16 protein-coding genes are annotated in these 15,860 nt (G+C 60.0%); 3 read left to right on the top strand and 13 right to left on the bottom strand.

The annotated features are described in order from the left end of the window. Nucleotides 1-16: 16 nt before the first annotated feature. From CCS01_RS13300 to CCS01_RS13245, 12 genes are all read right to left on the bottom strand, one after another. On the bottom strand, nt 17-721 hold the full coding sequence (locus tag CCS01_RS13300; protein WP_204848254.1) for an ABC transporter ATP-binding protein: 705 nt from the start codon (nt 719-721) through the stop codon (nt 17-19). After that, nucleotides 714-1,460: an ABC transporter ATP-binding protein gene (locus CCS01_RS13295; RefSeq protein ID WP_104519300.1), complete on the bottom strand. Its 747-nt coding sequence runs from the start codon at nt 1,458-1,460 to the stop codon at nt 714-716. The genes CCS01_RS13300 and CCS01_RS13295 overlap by 8 nt, the downstream gene beginning before the upstream one ends. Then, nucleotides 1,453-2,409, bottom strand: coding sequence for a branched-chain amino acid ABC transporter permease (locus CCS01_RS13290; protein ID WP_170114636.1), 957 nt, complete (start codon nt 2,407-2,409; stop codon nt 1,453-1,455). The genes CCS01_RS13295 and CCS01_RS13290 overlap by 8 nt, the downstream gene beginning before the upstream one ends. A gap of 71 nt (nt 2,410-2,480) precedes the next feature. Beyond that, nucleotides 2,481-3,722, bottom strand: coding sequence for a substrate-binding protein (locus CCS01_RS13285; RefSeq protein ID WP_104519299.1), 1,242 nt, complete (start codon nt 3,720-3,722; stop codon nt 2,481-2,483). Nucleotides 3,723-3,745: 23 nt separating this feature from the next. Beyond that, complete coding sequence (locus CCS01_RS13280; protein ID WP_104519298.1) at nt 3,746-4,603, bottom strand: branched-chain amino acid ABC transporter permease; 858 nt, start codon at nt 4,601-4,603, stop codon at nt 3,746-3,748. 15 nt (nt 4,604-4,618) lie between these two features. Beyond that, the gene (locus tag CCS01_RS13275) at nt 4,619-5,329 is read right to left on the bottom strand and encodes an ABC transporter ATP-binding protein (RefSeq protein ID WP_193540135.1); all 711 of its coding nucleotides are present in this window, start codon (nt 5,327-5,329) and stop codon (nt 4,619-4,621) included. After that, complete coding sequence (locus tag CCS01_RS13270) at nt 5,319-6,041, bottom strand: ABC transporter ATP-binding protein (RefSeq protein WP_104519297.1); 723 nt, start codon at nt 6,039-6,041, stop codon at nt 5,319-5,321. The genes CCS01_RS13275 and CCS01_RS13270 overlap by 11 nt, the downstream gene beginning before the upstream one ends. A gap of 1 nt (nt 6,042) precedes the next feature. Then, nucleotides 6,043-7,104 (bottom strand): branched-chain amino acid ABC transporter permease, encoded by a 1,062-nt coding sequence (locus CCS01_RS13265; protein WP_104519296.1) that lies wholly within the window; start codon nt 7,102-7,104, stop codon nt 6,043-6,045. Between the two features lie 9 nt (nt 7,105-7,113). Beyond that, a complete protein-coding gene (locus tag CCS01_RS13260; RefSeq protein WP_104519295.1) occupies nt 7,114-7,980 on the bottom strand; it encodes an ABC transporter permease subunit in 867 nt (288 codons plus the stop codon). A gap of 42 nt (nt 7,981-8,022) precedes the next feature. After that, nucleotides 8,023-9,258: an urea ABC transporter substrate-binding protein gene (locus CCS01_RS13255; RefSeq protein WP_104519294.1), complete on the bottom strand. Its 1,236-nt coding sequence runs from the start codon at nt 9,256-9,258 to the stop codon at nt 8,023-8,025. A gap of 28 nt (nt 9,259-9,286) precedes the next feature. Beyond that, on the bottom strand, nt 9,287-10,696 hold the full coding sequence (locus tag CCS01_RS13250; protein WP_104519293.1) for an amidase: 1,410 nt from the start codon (nt 10,694-10,696) through the stop codon (nt 9,287-9,289). A gap of 17 nt (nt 10,697-10,713) precedes the next feature. After that, nucleotides 10,714-12,231, bottom strand: coding sequence for an amidase (locus CCS01_RS13245; RefSeq protein ID WP_104519292.1), 1,518 nt, complete (start codon nt 12,229-12,231; stop codon nt 10,714-10,716). A 291-nt stretch (nt 12,232-12,522) separates the two neighbouring features. Between CCS01_RS13245 and CCS01_RS13240 the strand changes: the two genes are divergently transcribed. Both CCS01_RS13240 and CCS01_RS13235 read left to right on the top strand, forming a co-directional pair. Then, on the top strand, nt 12,523-13,716 hold the full coding sequence (locus CCS01_RS13240) for a transporter substrate-binding domain-containing protein (protein WP_104519291.1): 1,194 nt from the start codon (nt 12,523-12,525) through the stop codon (nt 13,714-13,716). After that, complete coding sequence (locus CCS01_RS13235) at nt 13,620-14,318, top strand: ANTAR domain-containing response regulator (protein WP_104519290.1); 699 nt, start codon at nt 13,620-13,622, stop codon at nt 14,316-14,318. The genes CCS01_RS13240 and CCS01_RS13235 overlap by 97 nt, the downstream gene beginning before the upstream one ends. Before the next feature lie 48 nt (nt 14,319-14,366). Here the strand turns inward: CCS01_RS13235 and CCS01_RS13230 are convergent, their stop codons facing one another. Continuing rightward, nucleotides 14,367-15,020, bottom strand: coding sequence for a 2-dehydro-3-deoxy-6-phosphogalactonate aldolase (locus CCS01_RS13230; protein WP_104519289.1), 654 nt, complete (start codon nt 15,018-15,020; stop codon nt 14,367-14,369). Nucleotides 15,021-15,393: 373 nt separating this feature from the next. On the opposite strand from CCS01_RS13230, the gene CCS01_RS13225 reads away from it, so the two are divergent. Then, nucleotides 15,394-15,807 (top strand): PDC sensor domain-containing protein, encoded by a 414-nt coding sequence (locus tag CCS01_RS13225; RefSeq protein ID WP_104519288.1) that lies wholly within the window; start codon nt 15,394-15,396, stop codon nt 15,805-15,807. The last annotated feature ends 53 nt before the right edge of the window (nt 15,808-15,860 follow it).

Here is a 15,860-nt window from a genome sequence, read left to right as displayed (position 1 = left end):
ATATTTTTCGTTGGCCTTAGGGAGCGAGGTAGCGTAGCAGGCGCGGGTCATCGCCAACCTGACTCGCCGGTCCCTCCAATGCTACCGACCCGCGATCCATGACATAGGCGTAGCGCGCGACACGCAGTGCCAGGTCCACATGCTGCTCCACCAGAACGACACTCATCCGTTGCGCCAGAACAGCCAGCCGTTCGGCAATCTCTTCGATGACGCCGATCCAGACGCCCTCGGTCGGTTCGTCCAGCATCAGCATCCTTGGACGGGCCACCAGGGCCCTGCTGATGGCCAGCATCTTGCGCTCTCCCCCCGACAACGTTGCCGCAGTCTGGCCCAGTCGCTGTGCCAGCTTGGGAAAGAAGTCGAGTACCTCGTCGATTCCGTAACGGTCACGCTGGTAGGTCGCGCCCAGCAACAGGTTCTCTCGCACGGTCAATTTCCCAAATATCGCGTCTTCCTGCGGCACGAAGCCAATTCCGCGCCGCGCGCGCTGTTCGGTTGACTCGCCACCGGCCTCACTGCCATCGAAAATGATCGAGCCAGCCATCGGCCGCAGTTCCCCCGCCAGGGTTTTCAGCAGGGTTGACTTTCCGGCACCGTTACGACCCAGCACGGCCACCGCCCCCTGCCGGGGCACAGTGATCCGCATATCGAACAGAACCTGGCTTTTGCCATAGCCGGCATCGAGTCCGGCCACGATGAGAATGGGCGATGCATCAGACACGGCTGGTATAGACCCTTTGGATCTCCGGCGACTCCTCGATTTCACGCACGGTGCCGTCACACAGCACGCGCCCCTGATCCAGGACCGTCAGGTGATCGCATATGTTCTTTATGAAATCGAGGTCGTGCTCAACGATGACCAGGGAACACTCCGCCTTGACCGGCAGCAGAAGTTCACCCGTCATGCGCCGTTCCTCGGGACTCATGCCGCCGGTCGGCTCATCGAGCAACAACAGCTTCGGGCCAGGCGCCAGCGCCATTGCAATTTCCAGCCATTGCTGCTCGCCATGGCTGAGCTTCCCGGCCAGTTCGTCCGCACGGTCTGCGAGACGGAAGCGGTCGAGCGCCTGCATGATCTGCGAATCCAACCGACGGCGGGTCCGGGACAATACCAACGACCACGGGGATTCATGTGATTGCAGTGCCAAAAGAACATTGTCGTAAACCGACAATTCCCGCAGCACCGCGGTGATCTGGAACTTGAGGCTGAGCCCGGCACGAGCCCGTTGATATGGCGCCCAATTGGTGATGTCCTTCCGGTGGAAGCGTATCGTGCCGGTGGTCGGGAAGTGCGCGCCGGCAATCGCTTTCAGCAGCGTACTCTTGCCGGAGCCATTGGGCCCGATCAGGCCATGGAACGTTCCTCGATTGACTGCAATGCTGACGTCGTCCAGCGCGCGCAATGCGCCGAACATCTTTCCCAGGGCCGAGACTTCGAGTAGTGGAACGGAATCAACCATGCGTTGAACGGCGCCCGGATGCGCCGAAAGAGCCGATTCGCTCTCGGTCCGAAACCACGAGCCCGAGCAGTCCCGAAGGCTGGAACATGACGATCACGAGCAGCACAAGGCCGAGAACGACGGGCCAGAAATGGCGGATGGCGTCGATATCAGACAGGCCGTAGCTCAGCAATTCTATGACAGCTGTCCCGATGACCGGTCCGATCAACGTGCCGGCGCCCCCGAGCAGACAATAGATGACCGCGGCGGTTGAAAGGCCGGGCCCCATGTTGCCGGGCCCAATAAAGCCTTGATGATAACTGTAAAGCGCCCCGGCCAAACCGGCGGCCATGCCGGCAAAAGAAAAGATCAGCGCCTTGAAAACCTGAACACGATACCCAAGGAAGGCCAGACGCTCTTCGTTTTGCCGCATCCCCGCGAGTACCAGCCCGAACTGGGACCGGACGATGAAGCGGCATACCAGATAGATAACCAGCAAGTTCAAAAGGGCCAGCGTATAGAATTCGAAGCCTTCTACAAACTCAAAAGAGCCAAGCTGCAACAGCTTGATCGACGAGAGCCCGTTGCCGGCCCCGACATACTGCCATCCGGAGACCAGGCGCTCGGCCGCATATGAGCCGGTCAGTGTGCCGAGCGCGACAAAAATCGCGCTCGGTATCCTGCGCCCGAGCAGGAGGAACATGGCAAGCACAAAGGCCAACGCCAGACCTGTCAGCATCGCAATGGGCAGCACGCCCCAGATCGCGCTGAAATCGAGGTCGCGGCCGATCAACGCGATCACATAGCCCGCGACGCCGAAGAACAACGCCTGTCCAAACGACATGATGCCCGAGAAGCCCCAGCACATATCGAAACTGATTGCGAAAATGGACAGGATCATCACATTGGTCATCAGCGTGACCAGGTCGAGGCGATCCCTGAGCAGGAACGGAGTTACGATCAGTCCCATGAATACGCACAGCTCAACCGCCAGCAGCGCTGGAAATGACCGCCTGCCTGTAGCCGCGGCTCTCGCTCTTCCTAGCACTCCCGTGGATCCACCATGTTGGCCTTGTCGACTATCTGGTAATATGGCCTGTCGCCATTTATCTTGCTCATGGCCGTGTACATATTCATTTTGCAGTGCCTATGACCCGGCACCATTGCGGCTCCGCCTCCGGGACCATGCTCTATGACAGCATGGTCCATCGCAGCCGCCACGGCATCGCGATGCAGATCGCCTTTGGTTTCCTTGACCGCCGCTTCGTAGAATTTAATTCCGCGATACATTCCTGTCGCGGCAGAGCCCGCCGTGAACAGGTACTTCGTATTCGGGAACCGTTTTGAATAGGCTTCCTGCAGTTGCTTGCTGAACGGATCGTCTACCGTGTGGAAATATTCCAGGCAGCTGTACAGCCCATCCATCTCGGCCGCAGGTAGGTAGTTCAGGGTGTTCTCGTCAAAATACACGCAGGTCACCACGCCGCCGTCCTTTTGGAAGCCCGATTCGTACAGCTGCTTCATGAAGGGTTGCAGCCCTGGCGGAATCACCGTGTTGAATACGCAATCAACCTTGCCGTCCTTGATCTTGCTGATGGTGGCGGAATATTCCGGCTGGTCGAGTGGATAATACTCCTCGAACACAACTTCGCCCCCGTTGGCTTCGATCATCTTGCGCGCATACTTGTTGAGAAGCTGCGGCCAGACATAGTTGGCAGAGGGCATGGCAAAACGCTTCTTGCCAACCGTCTTGATCAGATAGGGAATCAGCTTGTCGCATTGCTGCGCCGGCGTCGGGCCGGTGCAGAACAGGCCCTTGGTACACTCCTGGCCTTCATAGAGCTGCGGGTAAATGTACAGCGTGCGGCCCCGGTTGACAATCGGATCCTTGATTGCCTGCCGCATGGCGCTGGTGATGCCGCCCAGCACGACGTCGACCCTGCGTTCTTGTATCAGGCGTCGTACGTTGCCCACGGCGACCTTCGGGTCCGATGCGGTGTCTTCAAGGAACAGTTCGACTGGCCGGCCCTGGATGCCTCCATCCTTATTGATCCGCTCTACCGTGAACTGCGCCACCTGCCAGTCTGAATTGCCAGCTGCCGCGATCGCGCCTGTGATGTCCGTCGCGATCCCCATTTTGATCGGGCCCGCGGCATGAGCCCAGGCTGGCCGCAGGAGCCATCCGCTTGTTACGCTCCCGATCCACCCGGCCGCTGTCAAGGCCCCGGCGCCGCTCAGGATGCCTCGCCGTGATATTCCGGAAGCCAGTTTTGTTGCACTCATGTTGTCCCCCGTATCCTTGCCCTTCACGAACGGCCGGCCGCAATGAAACCTTGGGGCCGCAATTTGACGATGACCAGCGCAATCAGGAACACCAGCGGATCGGCCAGGACCGGTGGCACCAACCAAGGCAGGCCTGATGCCATCACGCCGACCGTTCCCGCACCAAGCACGGGTCCTTGAAAAGTCCCTACACCACCAAGCATGACCGACAGAAAAGCCTGCACCAGAAACCGGATGCCGATATCCGCCGATAGCTGATAAAGCGGAACGATAAGAGCGCCCGCAAGTCCGGCCAGCGCGGACCCGAACGCAAAGGTCAGGCTGTACAGACGGGTTGTGGAAATGCCGCAGGTCCGCGCTAGCATCGGATTCTCCAGCGCACCCCGTATGCGCAGGCCAATCGGCGTGCGCGCCAGCATCCACCAGCTTGCCAGCAGAACCGACAGCGTTGCCAGGATGATGATGGTCCGCCAGATCGAGAAGTTAATCCCGCCGATTGTAAATGCACCGCTTATCGGTTCCGGAATCGACACGTAATTGCCGCCGAGCAAGCCGCGGACAATTTCCCGTATCACCAGTCCGATTGCGTAAGTTCCGAGCATGGCGATGATTGGCGAGGCATAGAATCGCCTGATGATGAGACGCTCCATCACCACGCCCAGCAAGCCCACCGCGACTGGCGCTGCCAGGATTCCAAACCACAGCCCCAGACCTGCCGAGGCTGACAGGTAGACGGTATAGGCACCGAGAAGAACAAGTTCGCCATGCGCGAAATTGAAGATACCCATCATGCTGGCAATCACGCCGAGACCCAGCACGATCAGCACCATCACGGAGGTGAACGAGGCAATATCGAAAATGACTGTGATTGCGTCGGCCATTAAACGCTCCCGATATTAGATCAGGAGATGCCGGCGCACGCTGTCCTGCGTGACAAGCCCGGCGGATATTTCCGCAATGATCTGCCCCTTCTCCATGACCAGACACCGTTCCGCCAGCGCCAGGATTGTGTCGAGATTCTGCTCGACCAGCACGATCGTGGTCCCATGTCTGTCCCGGATCGAGCGCAACACCCGGCAGATCATCTGGACGATCGACGGCTGAACGCCTTCCGATGGTTCATCCAGAAGCAACAGGTCCGGACTGCCGATCAAGGCCCGGCCGATTGCAAGCTGCTGCTGCTGCCCCCCGGACATTGTCCCAGCTAACTGGTCCCGGCGCTCTTTCAGGATCGGGAAGTATTCGTACACGAGATCGGTGGCCGGAGGACGCCGTGACTGCCCGATCAGTTCTCCTACCTGCAGATTTTCCTCGACCGTCATCCGGGGGAACACATCCCTTCCTTGCGGAATATAGCCGATCCCCAGGCGTGCCCGGCGATCCGCCGGCAAACTTGTAATTTCGCGCCCTGCGTATCTGATGGTGCCGCTGGCGGCCGGAAGCAGGCCGATCATGCAACGCATCATCGTGGTCTTGCCGACGCCGTTGCGCCCGATGATCGCTACGATTTCCCCGCCGCCAACTTCAAGGTTGATCCCACGCAGGATCGGCGTCGCATCGTAGCTGGCGTGCAGACCGGCTACCTTCAGGATGGTTTCACTGGCCATGCGGCGTTCCCAGATAAATTTCAGCGACGCGACTGTCCGAAACGATCTCATCGATGCTGCCGCGCGCGAAGATCCTTCCCAGGTGCAACACCGTGACGCCCGTTGCGATCTGGCGCACGAATGCCATGTCGTGCTCGACGATCAGCATGGTCGTTCCTTCCGCGTTCAGGCGCTTCACGAGTTCGCCGGTTCGATAGGTTTCGTCCGACGACAGGCCGGCTGTCGGTTCATCAAGAAGCAGCAGTACAGGCCGAAGGGCGAGAGCCATGCCGATTTCCAGCCATTGCTGCTGTCCGTGCGACAGCAGTCCTGCCGGGCGATGCGCATCGGACGTCAGCCCAAGCGTTTCCAGCAAACGATCTTCTTCCGTCCCGATCGCATGGCGGGCAACGTGATCCTGCAAAGCAATGTGAAGGTTTTGCCTTACCGTCAGAGCCTTGAAGACGCTCGGTGCCTGCAGCTTGATACTCATGCCCTGTGCAACCCGGGCGAACGACTTTGCCTGGGTAATGTCGGTGCCCTTGAACACGATCCGCCCCGCAGTCGGAGGATAGGTGCCGACGACAAGCTTGAACAAAGTGCTCTTACCCGCGCCATTCGGACCAATGAGACAATGAATGTCCCCGGCCTCCACCGCCAGATCCACGTCTGCCACAGCAAACACGCCACCAAAGCTCTTGCTGGCACCGGCGATTTCCAGAAGCGCCGCCATCTCAGCCCGGCTCCGCCGATGGCACGCGCAGGGTCCGGTTCCGCTTGGGTAGCCGGTTGGCGATGCGGCTCAGCCCGACAAAGCAGCCTTGCGGGGCCACCATGACGGTCACCACCAGGATGAGTCCCATCAGGATCAGCGCCGCCTGCTCGCTGTAGATGGTCAGGGTCTGGAACACGGCCAGCAGGACAAAGGTACCAACCAGAACCGCCGTCAGGTCAGATCGGCCGGAAAACGCAACCCAGACGATCGGCATTGCCGCGGCGGGCAGGCCGATGCTTGAAGGTGTGATGAACTGGCCCCACGACGTATAGAGTACGCCGCTGACGGCAGCGAGCATGCTGCCAAGCACGAAGGCGCCGAACTGGAACCGCCGCACGTCGTAGCCGAGCAGTTCCGTTCGCTGCGGATCCTCTCTTACCGCAACGAGAACGTTGCCAACCCGTGAGTTGACCAGCACGCGCAGGGCCAGATACGTGCAGACAAGAAGTATCAATACGAAATAGTACAGTGCCGTCTCCTCAAGATCGATGCCGCCGCCAAACCAGGGAATCGAAAGCGGCGACATGCCCTGCATGCCGTTAAAGCCGTTCAGCCGCGCCTCGCCGATCGCCCATTCCGGCCCCGCCGTCTGACCGAGAAAGAATGCCAGGGCCAGGGTCACAGATAGCGTAACGATTCCGAAGAACACGCCTCCAATCCGGCCGTAAATCATCAGGTATCCAAGGATCGCAGCTGCCAGCCCCGCCAGCAGCACGGCCATGGCAAAATCGCCAAGCGCCATGCCGTATGCGTTGCCAAGGTCCACCGAAAACACACCGTAGGCGTAGCCACCGATCCCGAAGAAGAACGTCTGGCCGAAGGACAGCATGCCGCCGTAGCCCCACATCAGGCAAAGGCCAAGCGCCATGAAGACCCAGATCAGAAAGTAAGCGAAATTGCCGACGTCATATGGATCCGCAAAGGCTGGATAAATCAGCGCTGCGGCGAGGACGAAACCGGCGCTTATCCAGAACCCGCGTCCGTTTCCCAAGGTCTGTGGGCCATTCAGCAAATGCAGCATCACGTTCCCTCAGCTCGCGCGTTTGGCAAGCCATCCGGAAAAGCCTTCCGGCAGCACACGGATGATCAGCACGACGGCAAGCAACAGGCCAATCTGGCCAAACACCTGTCCATAGAGCCCATTCAAAGTTGTTCGGGTAACCGCCAGGGCCACGGCCGCGGGTGCGGTGCCGAGGAGCACATTGGCACCGCCCACCACCACCGTAACGAAAGCCTCGACGATGAACGTCGCTCCCATGGTCGGGATCAGAGTCATCGTCGGCGCATAAAGCGCGCCGCACAGGCCGGCCAGTGCGGCTCCGATGCCGAATGTGAGTGCATAGATACGGTTGCGTCGCACACCCAGCGCTTGCGCCATGTTGGCGTTCTGCATTGTCGCTCTCGCGTAGATGCCGAACCGCGTTCGCTTGAACAGCAGATAAATGAAGGCAAGCACGCACAATGCCGCCGCAAACAGAATCATGCGATATATGGAAAATCCATATCCGCCAAGCCGGAATCCACCGCCCGGGGTGCCGATGCCGGCCATCGACGAGCCCAGAACGATCAGCGTGCCTTGCGTCGCGATCAGGCCAAGGCCCCAGGTGACGAGCAGTGAATCCAGGGGACGACTGTACAATGGCCGAATAAGCGTCGCTTCCAGAACGATTCCGATCAGGCCGGCCGCAACCACGCCACAAGCCTGCGCAAGCGGCAGCGGCAATCCGGCATGATAGGCGAAGGTCGTCGCATAGGCGCCGCACATGATGAATTCGCCATGGGCCATGTTGATGATGCCCATCATGCCGAAGATCACAGCAAGGCCAGCCGCCGACAGTACAAGGAACGCGAAGACGTCCGCGAACTGGTAGAAATACGCAAACAGGTCCGCGAACATCAGATCGCTTCTCCTATCGGAACAGGAACCTCAGTCACCTGGCTACATTGCTTTGGGCAGATGATCAGGACTGTATTGCTCCTTGTCGTTCCGCTTGGTCAGGTCACAGCCAACCTGGCCGAGCCAGTAGGGTTGGATGACACCAAAGTCCTTGTCGATATGAACGTGGTGCTGGGCATCAACTGAAATCAACCGCATATGGTGGGACGTGTGCTGGCTCTTGGGATCGATGCAGATCCGCCCCTCTGGCGCATCGATGCAGGCACCGCCCTCATCGATGACCTTTCGCATCTCGTCCCGCTTGATCGACTTGGCGCCCTCGGCCAGCATCCTGAACATGTAGAGCGCAACATAGGCATTGTAGCCCATATCGTTGATATAGGGCTCGTTCGGGAACTTCGCATGCCAGCGCTTCTTGAAGTCCACGGCTGCTGGCGTATCGAGTTCCTCGAACCAGTTTGCGGCCGCGTGCATATTGTTCAGTGCTGGCGGCGGAAAGCGCTTGTGTTCAAAGCCGAGCATGATCTTGATCGGGCTGCCCATCGGCAGGTTGAGACCGGCCGCCGCGGCCTGTTCGAAAAATGAGTCCTGCGCCGCTCCCACATTGAGCATGTAGAGCCAGTCCGGTTTCGCATTCTGGATATTCTGGATCGTCTGCGCGAACTGTGAAACCCCAAGCGGGATGAATTCTTCCCCCACGATCTCACCGTTCAGCGGTTTCAGAATCGTGCGGCCCCATTCCGCCGACAGGTGCCCGAAGTTATAGTCGGCAGCAACCGTATAGACTCGCTTGCCAAAACGCTCAACCATCCAGGGAATCAACGTCGAAAGCTGCTGCTCCGGAACCGCGCCGACACTGACCATGCTGGCGTCGCAGACACCGCCCTCGTACTGGTTCGTGTAGAAATAAAGCACGCTGGAACGATCGACAATCGGGCGGATGGCTTCACGTGATGCAGACGTAATGCCGCCAATCAGCAGGTCCACTTTGTCGCGTTGCAGAAGCCGCCGGGCGAATTCCTGATACCGGGCATTGTCGCCCTGCGGGTCAAGATGCATGAGCACGATCTCTCGCCCGAGAACCCCGCCCTTGCCGTTGATCTCCTCCACTGCCAACTGCGAGCCGTGCAGCTTCGGTAGCCCCATCATGGCAAGGTCACCGGATATATCTTCCAGCAGACCGATCTTGATGGGATCGGAGCCGAGCGCGCTGTGACGGCCCACGATGCTGAAAAGCGGCAGCGCCGCAGCGCCTGTGAGAATGGATCGTCTTTTCATTGTTGCTCTCCGCTGCTTGATTGCGATCCTATTTCTCCGCAAGGGCGGGATGGCGGTGGTGCCAGTCCGTTGCGTTTTGATAAGCCTTTCCAGCCCTGAACAGAATCTCTTCCCGGAAGTGAGGTGCCACGAACTGGCAAGCAATCGGCGTGCCAGCCGGTGTGAAACCGCATGGCAACGTAATGGTCGGGCTGCCGCTGACATCGAACGGGCAGGTGTACCTCAGCAGCGCTGCCAGCTTTTCGGGGTCCTCGCCCAGCGTAGCCATGTCAGCCATTGTCGGTGACGCGAATGCCTGGGCCGGAATCAGCAGAAGATCAATCGTCTCGAAGAGCGCCCGAAGACGTCCACTGAAATCATGCCGGTGCAGCAGGATTTTCTGGTAGTCCATCGCTGACGCTGCTCGTCCCGCATCGATCAGGCCGGCCAGGGCAGGACCGTATTCGGATTTCCGCGCCGGATAGGTCGCCTCATGCGCGACCGCAGTTTCGATCCCGCAATGCAGAACCCAATCCGCGATGACCGCTGATGGGTCAGGGACCTTAACTTCCCGGATTTCGCCGCCAAGCTGGCGTGCGATTTCCGTTGCATCGTTCACGGCCCGCACCATTGTCGCGTCGGTCCCACGGCGATTCCATTCCACATCTACACCGATGCGCAGGCCACGGATGCCGCCGTCGATACGGGCCAGGTAATCCGGCACCGGTTCCAGGCTGGCCGTCGGGTCCTTTTCATCACGACCGGCGATCACGCCCAGCATCGCGGCCGTGTCGGCAGCGCTGCGCGCCATCGGACCGATATGGTCCAACGTCGCGGCAAGCTCGAAGACACCATATCGGCTGACCCGTCCCCAAGTCGGTTTCAGGCCCGTCACGCCATTCGCGGCCGATGGAAACCGTATCGAACCACCGGTGTCGGATCCAAGCGAGGCGTAGCAAAGCCCAGCTGCCGTCGCGACACCCGACCCGCTGGATGACGCCCCAGGCCAATGCGCCGCATTCCATGGATTGACCGGCGGAGGAATCTTCGGGTGATGATCGGCAAACGCGCCTTCCGTCAGCTGCAGCTTGCCCAGGATAATCGCCCCTGCCGCCCGCAGCTTTCTCACGACCGTTGCGTCCTCGTCCGGGCGGAAATCGCGATGGATCGTCATGCCCGCGGCCGTCGCTACGCCCGCTGTCCAGCAAAGATCCTTGACGGCGATTGGCGCCCCATGCAGCGGCCCCTTGATTTCGTTACGACTAATTTCGGCCTCGGCCTGCCGCGCCTGTTCCAGCGCCGCCTCGGGCGTCACCAGGGCATAGCTACGCAACGACTTGTCCAGCATCGCGATCCGGTCAAGCTCGGCCCTGGTTGCCTCGACAGGAGATATCTCCTTCGCATGCATCCGGCGCGTCAGTTCGACCAGTTCCATGTAGTGCAGAGCCTCGGGTGCCATGTTCCCCTCCTGCGGTGCTAGTTCTTTTGCCAGTCCATGCTTTTCTCAAACATATGCGCCAGGCGAATCAATGTCGCTTCGTCGAAATGACGGCCGACAAGCATCATTCCGACAGGCAGCCCGTTGACATTCCCGCATGGAATTGTAAACGCGGGATTGCCAGACACGTCGAATGGACAGGTATTGGCCTGCATATTCAGGGCCCGTTCTATCGAAACGGCTCGCGGCGCATCCCGGGACGGAATTTCGGTCGCCGTGAACGGAATGGTCGGCATCAGCAGCACGTCAACCTGACGCAACGCTTCATCATAGGCCTGGCGCAACAGGACCCTGAGATTTTGCGCCTTGGAGTGGTAGCGGTTGTGGTAGTTGCGATTGAGATATTCACCCAGCAGCAGAACCAGCTTCACGGTATCCGATGCGTCATTGAGGCGCGTATCGAATCCGCGCGCGAAAGCCTCCTGCATCTTGAGTGGATAATAGCCCGGCACGTTAGTCCCGACGCCATGCCCCTTCATCATCATCTCGGCCGCGCCTTCCAGGATGATCCCGCTCCATATCGGCGGCCCGTCATAATGCATCGGCACCGAGATTTCGCGCACCTCAGCGCCAAAGGATGCGATGCGCTGCGCGGCATCCCGTACCTTCGCGTCAACGGCCTCATCGCTTTCTGGATGACCGAAACCCTCCCGCATCACGCCGACGCGGAGCCCTCGGACCTGCTGTCCCAGGGCGGCCATGTAATCGCCGGTTTGCGCCGCGATTGTCCGGGAGTCCCAGCCATCATGGCCCGCGATCACGGCAAGCATGCGGGCCACGTCCTCGACGCCAGCACAGATGGGACCGCAATGATCGACGGAATAGGCGATTGGCATGGAACCTGTGGTTGGCACAAGGCCCCAGGTTGGCTTCAGTCCATAGACGCCGCACCAGCTCGACGGCGTCCGAATGGAGCCGCCTTGATCGCCGCCAAGCGCCATCGGCACCTCACCGGCGGCGACAAGGGCGGCGCTGCCGCCAGATGAGCCGCCGGCACTGTGTCCTGGATTATGGGGGTTGCGAATGGGACCGGTCGCACAGGTGTGGCTCGCACCGGAAAAGCACAGGTCTTCGCAAGCGGCCTTGCCGGCGATCGTGCCGCCGGCATCCAGGATCCGCGTCACGATCGTCGCGTCTATGTCGGGAACGAACCCTTCCAGCAACTGCGACCCGTTCATCATCGGCACGCCGGCGACACAGATGTTGTCCTTGACCGCAATGCGCTTCCCGCTCAGCAAGCCTTGCTTGCCGCTGGTAATGTCGGTCTTCCAGTACCAGGCGTTGTAGGGATTTTCTTCAGTATTGGGACGATATCCAGGCGTCCGTGGCACATGAACAGGCAGCGTCGGCTCCGGCAATTCGTCCAAGCGTCGGTACGGGACCAGGGTTTGCTCGATGACATGCCGGAAATCCGCCACGTCCTGCTCCGTCAGGTCGAGCCGGTACTTGGATGCAATCTCCAATATCTGGCGTACTGTCGGCGTCGCAACCGGCATATGTCCTCGCAAATATATTCCGAACAAAGAACGCAAATTAACCCCGCCAGATCCGCGTTTCGGATCCGGTGAGGCACCGTTGCCTAGAGACGTCAAAGGATGAATGCGTCAGCCATGTCAATCCAAGTGCGGACGTCATTGTCCCGGATTGATTTTATCAGCACTCAGTGGGAGTGTTCTGTATCGGCGCTTGGCTGTCAAGGATCTTTGTGTTCACGCAGTTGGGATTGACACGGCCAATCTGCGGCAGGAAGTTCGGCAGCCGAGCAGCTGGTCCGGACCCACACGAACATGGATCGGAACAAACAACCGCAGCGCATTAAGGTTGGTCTTCTCTACTCGCAGTCCGGGTTTTACGGCGTAGTCGGGCGGGAAATGCTGAAGGGCGCTCTGCTGGGAATTCAGCAGATCAATGCCACGGCGACTGATTTCCTTCTTGAGCCGCTGGTTGTCGATCCGGGCGGTGATCCGGCGCGGTACTATCAATGCTGCGAATCGATGTTGCAGAAGGACAAGGTTTGCCATTTCATCGGCTGCTACACCTCCGCAGCAAGGCGGCAGGTGCTTCCATTGATCGAAGCGGCGAACGCCCTGCTTTGGCACGCCGCTCGCTATGAGGGCTTCGAGAGCAGTGACAACGTCATCTATGTAGGAGCCGCACCGAACCAGCATATCGTGCCGCTGGCACACCACATGATAAGGCATATCAGCGCCGAGGCATATTGTGTCGGATCGAACTATATCTGGACCTGGGAAACCACCAGGGTCCTGCAGGAGATGGTTTCCGCTGCGGGAGGCAGGCTGCTGGCCGAGCGTTTGGTTCCGCTCGGCGACCTCGGCATGGACTTCATTATCGCCGAGATCGTCCGGTTGCGCCCACCTGTGATCTTCAACACATTGGTTGGTGATTCGGCCTACAGCTTCTTCCGCGCCTATCATCGGGCGAGGCTGCGCGTGAACCTGCCGCCTGTACTGAGCTGCAGTCTGTGCGAACCTGAGCTTCATCTGATCGGTCCACAGGCCGCCGCCGGGCATATCACCTGTTCACCCTATTTCGCCACCCTCCATAACGATTGGAATCGGATGTTCGTCGAGCGCTACAGAGCGGCTTTTGGTCCTGCGGCGGTCCCCTTCGCCGACGCCGAGTCGAGTTACGTCTGCGCAATGCTTCTCGGGCGGGCAATCCAGACCGCCGGTACGCCAGATGCCGCAGCAGTACGCAAGGCGGTTTCCGCAGATCGTTTCGATGCGCCGCAGGGGCCGATCCGCATCGATGCCGAAAGTAATCACTGTTTCGTTACGCCGCGCCTGGCCCGCTCAACCACGGCAGGAACATTCGACGTGTTCTGGCAGGCGCCGCAACCGGTAAAGCCGGATCCGTTCCTCGTATGGCTGGACACGGATCAAGCGCCTCTGTCCTACAAGCGACCTCGACAGCAGGAGACACCGCGCGGTACGGTGCCGCACCTGCGGGTTGTCAAATAGCAGAGTGGACAATGGTATCATTTCGCAACAGACGCGCGGTGATCATTTGTCCGGGCGATAAGGACTGCCATATGCTCGAGGCGCGGCTGACCAAGCTGGGACTCCTGGTCCAGGCCGACACGGACTGGACGCCTTTGCTCGCGGCCTGGCGACCGGATGTCGTATTCTTCGACGTGGATACCGGATGCGGCAATCTCTCAGACCGGACCGAGCTTGCCAGATCAATCCCCTTGATCGCCATCATCGGCGCCGAGACGCCCGGTCGGCTCGAATGGATGCTGCAGCAGCAGCCGGCTGCCTTCCTGTTGCGACCGATACGTTCAAGTGGCGTCTATACCGCCCTCGTCATGGGCTTTCATAATGCCGCTGAGCGTCAGGAGCTTCTGGCACTGATCGCTCGGCTAGAACGACGCGACCAGGCCCGCCGGAGCATTCTCGCGGCATCAACCCACCTGATGACAACATATGGGCTGACAGAGCCGGCTGCGTATCGGCTGCTGCGGGAAGCGGCGATGCGGCAGCGAACGACCATCGAGGAAATCAGCGCTCGCATCGAAGCCGATGGCGCAGGTGAAGCCGCCGCATTGGCGAAACCTCGCTGATGGTGCCACAGGGTAAGTTCCCGGCGACCTGGCCAGCCCCTGCTTGGCCTACACGGCAACCGGCGCTATGCCCTCCTGAATGGCCAGGTCGTAGGCTTGGATCGTCGCTTTCGCGCGCCCTGCGACTTCCTTCACCGTCATACCTGGTTTGTAAAGACAGGAACCAAGGCCAAAAGCATGAATGCCAGCCTTCACATATTCAGCGAAGTTCCGTTCGGAAACGCCTCCGACGGCGGCGATCGGCTGGTCTGGCGGCAGAACCGCGCGGATTGCGGTGATCCCCGATGGTCCCAGAACGTTCGCCGGAAAGAACTTTAGGCTGGAGGCGCCCAGCCTGGCAGCCAGCAGGGCCTCCGACGGCGTAAAGACGCCAGGCATCGTGACCATGCCTTTTTCCCGCGCCCGAACGATGATCTCCGGATCGATGTTCGGCGCCACGAGCAGGCGAGCGCCAAGGTCATGCAGCTGGTCAACGGCATCCTGCGTCAGCACCGTTCCGGCGCCGATCAGCACATCGGCCGGAACCGCTTTGACGGCGATTTCAATCGAACGGAACGGATCCGGCGAATTGAGCGGGATTTCGATCGCGGTGAAGCCGCATTCGATCAATGTGCCAACGATGCGTTCCGTCTCTTCCGGCCGCGGGCCGCGCAGGATCGCGATCAGCCGGCGCTTCATCGCAGGAAACGGGATGCAGGTCATACCTCGGTCCTTTCCGTATTATCCAAATGATCCTGGCGGCAATGGACAGGCCGTGAAACACCGCCTTGCCGGCATGCCAGGTGGCACTGCACCGAGGCGGCCGAGTGCGGCCCGCCACCAGGATACGGGTTGCTCAAGCAAAGTGTGCAATTTTGTCTTATATTGTCGTATCGAATTGACGCCATCGCCGCCTCGGCGCAATTGAAGCCACGACCGGGTTTTGTTGCGGACGGGAGCTGACAAGTGCGAACTCGTACGTCGATCATGGCCTCGGCCACCGGCTGCGCGCACCGGTGGCAGTGATGGCCGACTGGAACTTCGCTCCAGAGCCATCGTTGACCGCCGGAACGAATGGCATATAGAGAGCCGTCAGATGGCGACCGCCTTCCGAATTACGTCTGCCTTGTTCACGCGGCTGCTCGGGATGATCCATCTCCAGATTGCCGCGCGCATGGCCGCCTGCCTTGCCATTGTCGTCGTCGCGACCGTCGTGGTCTGGCACCAACAGGGGATCGTCATCGGCCGCGAGCGGAGCGGCGTGCAGGCCATAGCGATGGCGCTTGCCGATCAGACCGAGCACATCGTTGAATCTCTTGGGCTCATCGAAACCCGTCTGGCCGATCGGCAGACGAGCAAGCCCATGTTGTACATGGCGCGCCGCTTGACGGATCAGGATGGCGCCTTCCTTGGCGTGATCCTGGCCTGTCTCGCCCCTCAGGTATCCCCTCATTTTAGCCATAGCATGGCATCGACACAAAAGAATCGGCAGCGCGGCCGGGGATTCTGAAAAGAATCACGGTCCCGGCGCTGATGTAAGGTTCTTGCGTTTTGCGCCGAGCC

The organism is Rhodopila globiformis (genome assembly GCF_002937115.1).
Taxonomy (GTDB): Bacteria; Pseudomonadota; Alphaproteobacteria; order Acetobacterales; family Acetobacteraceae; genus Rhodopila; species Rhodopila globiformis.
This window is presented reverse-complemented; position numbering and strand designations above follow the sequence as displayed.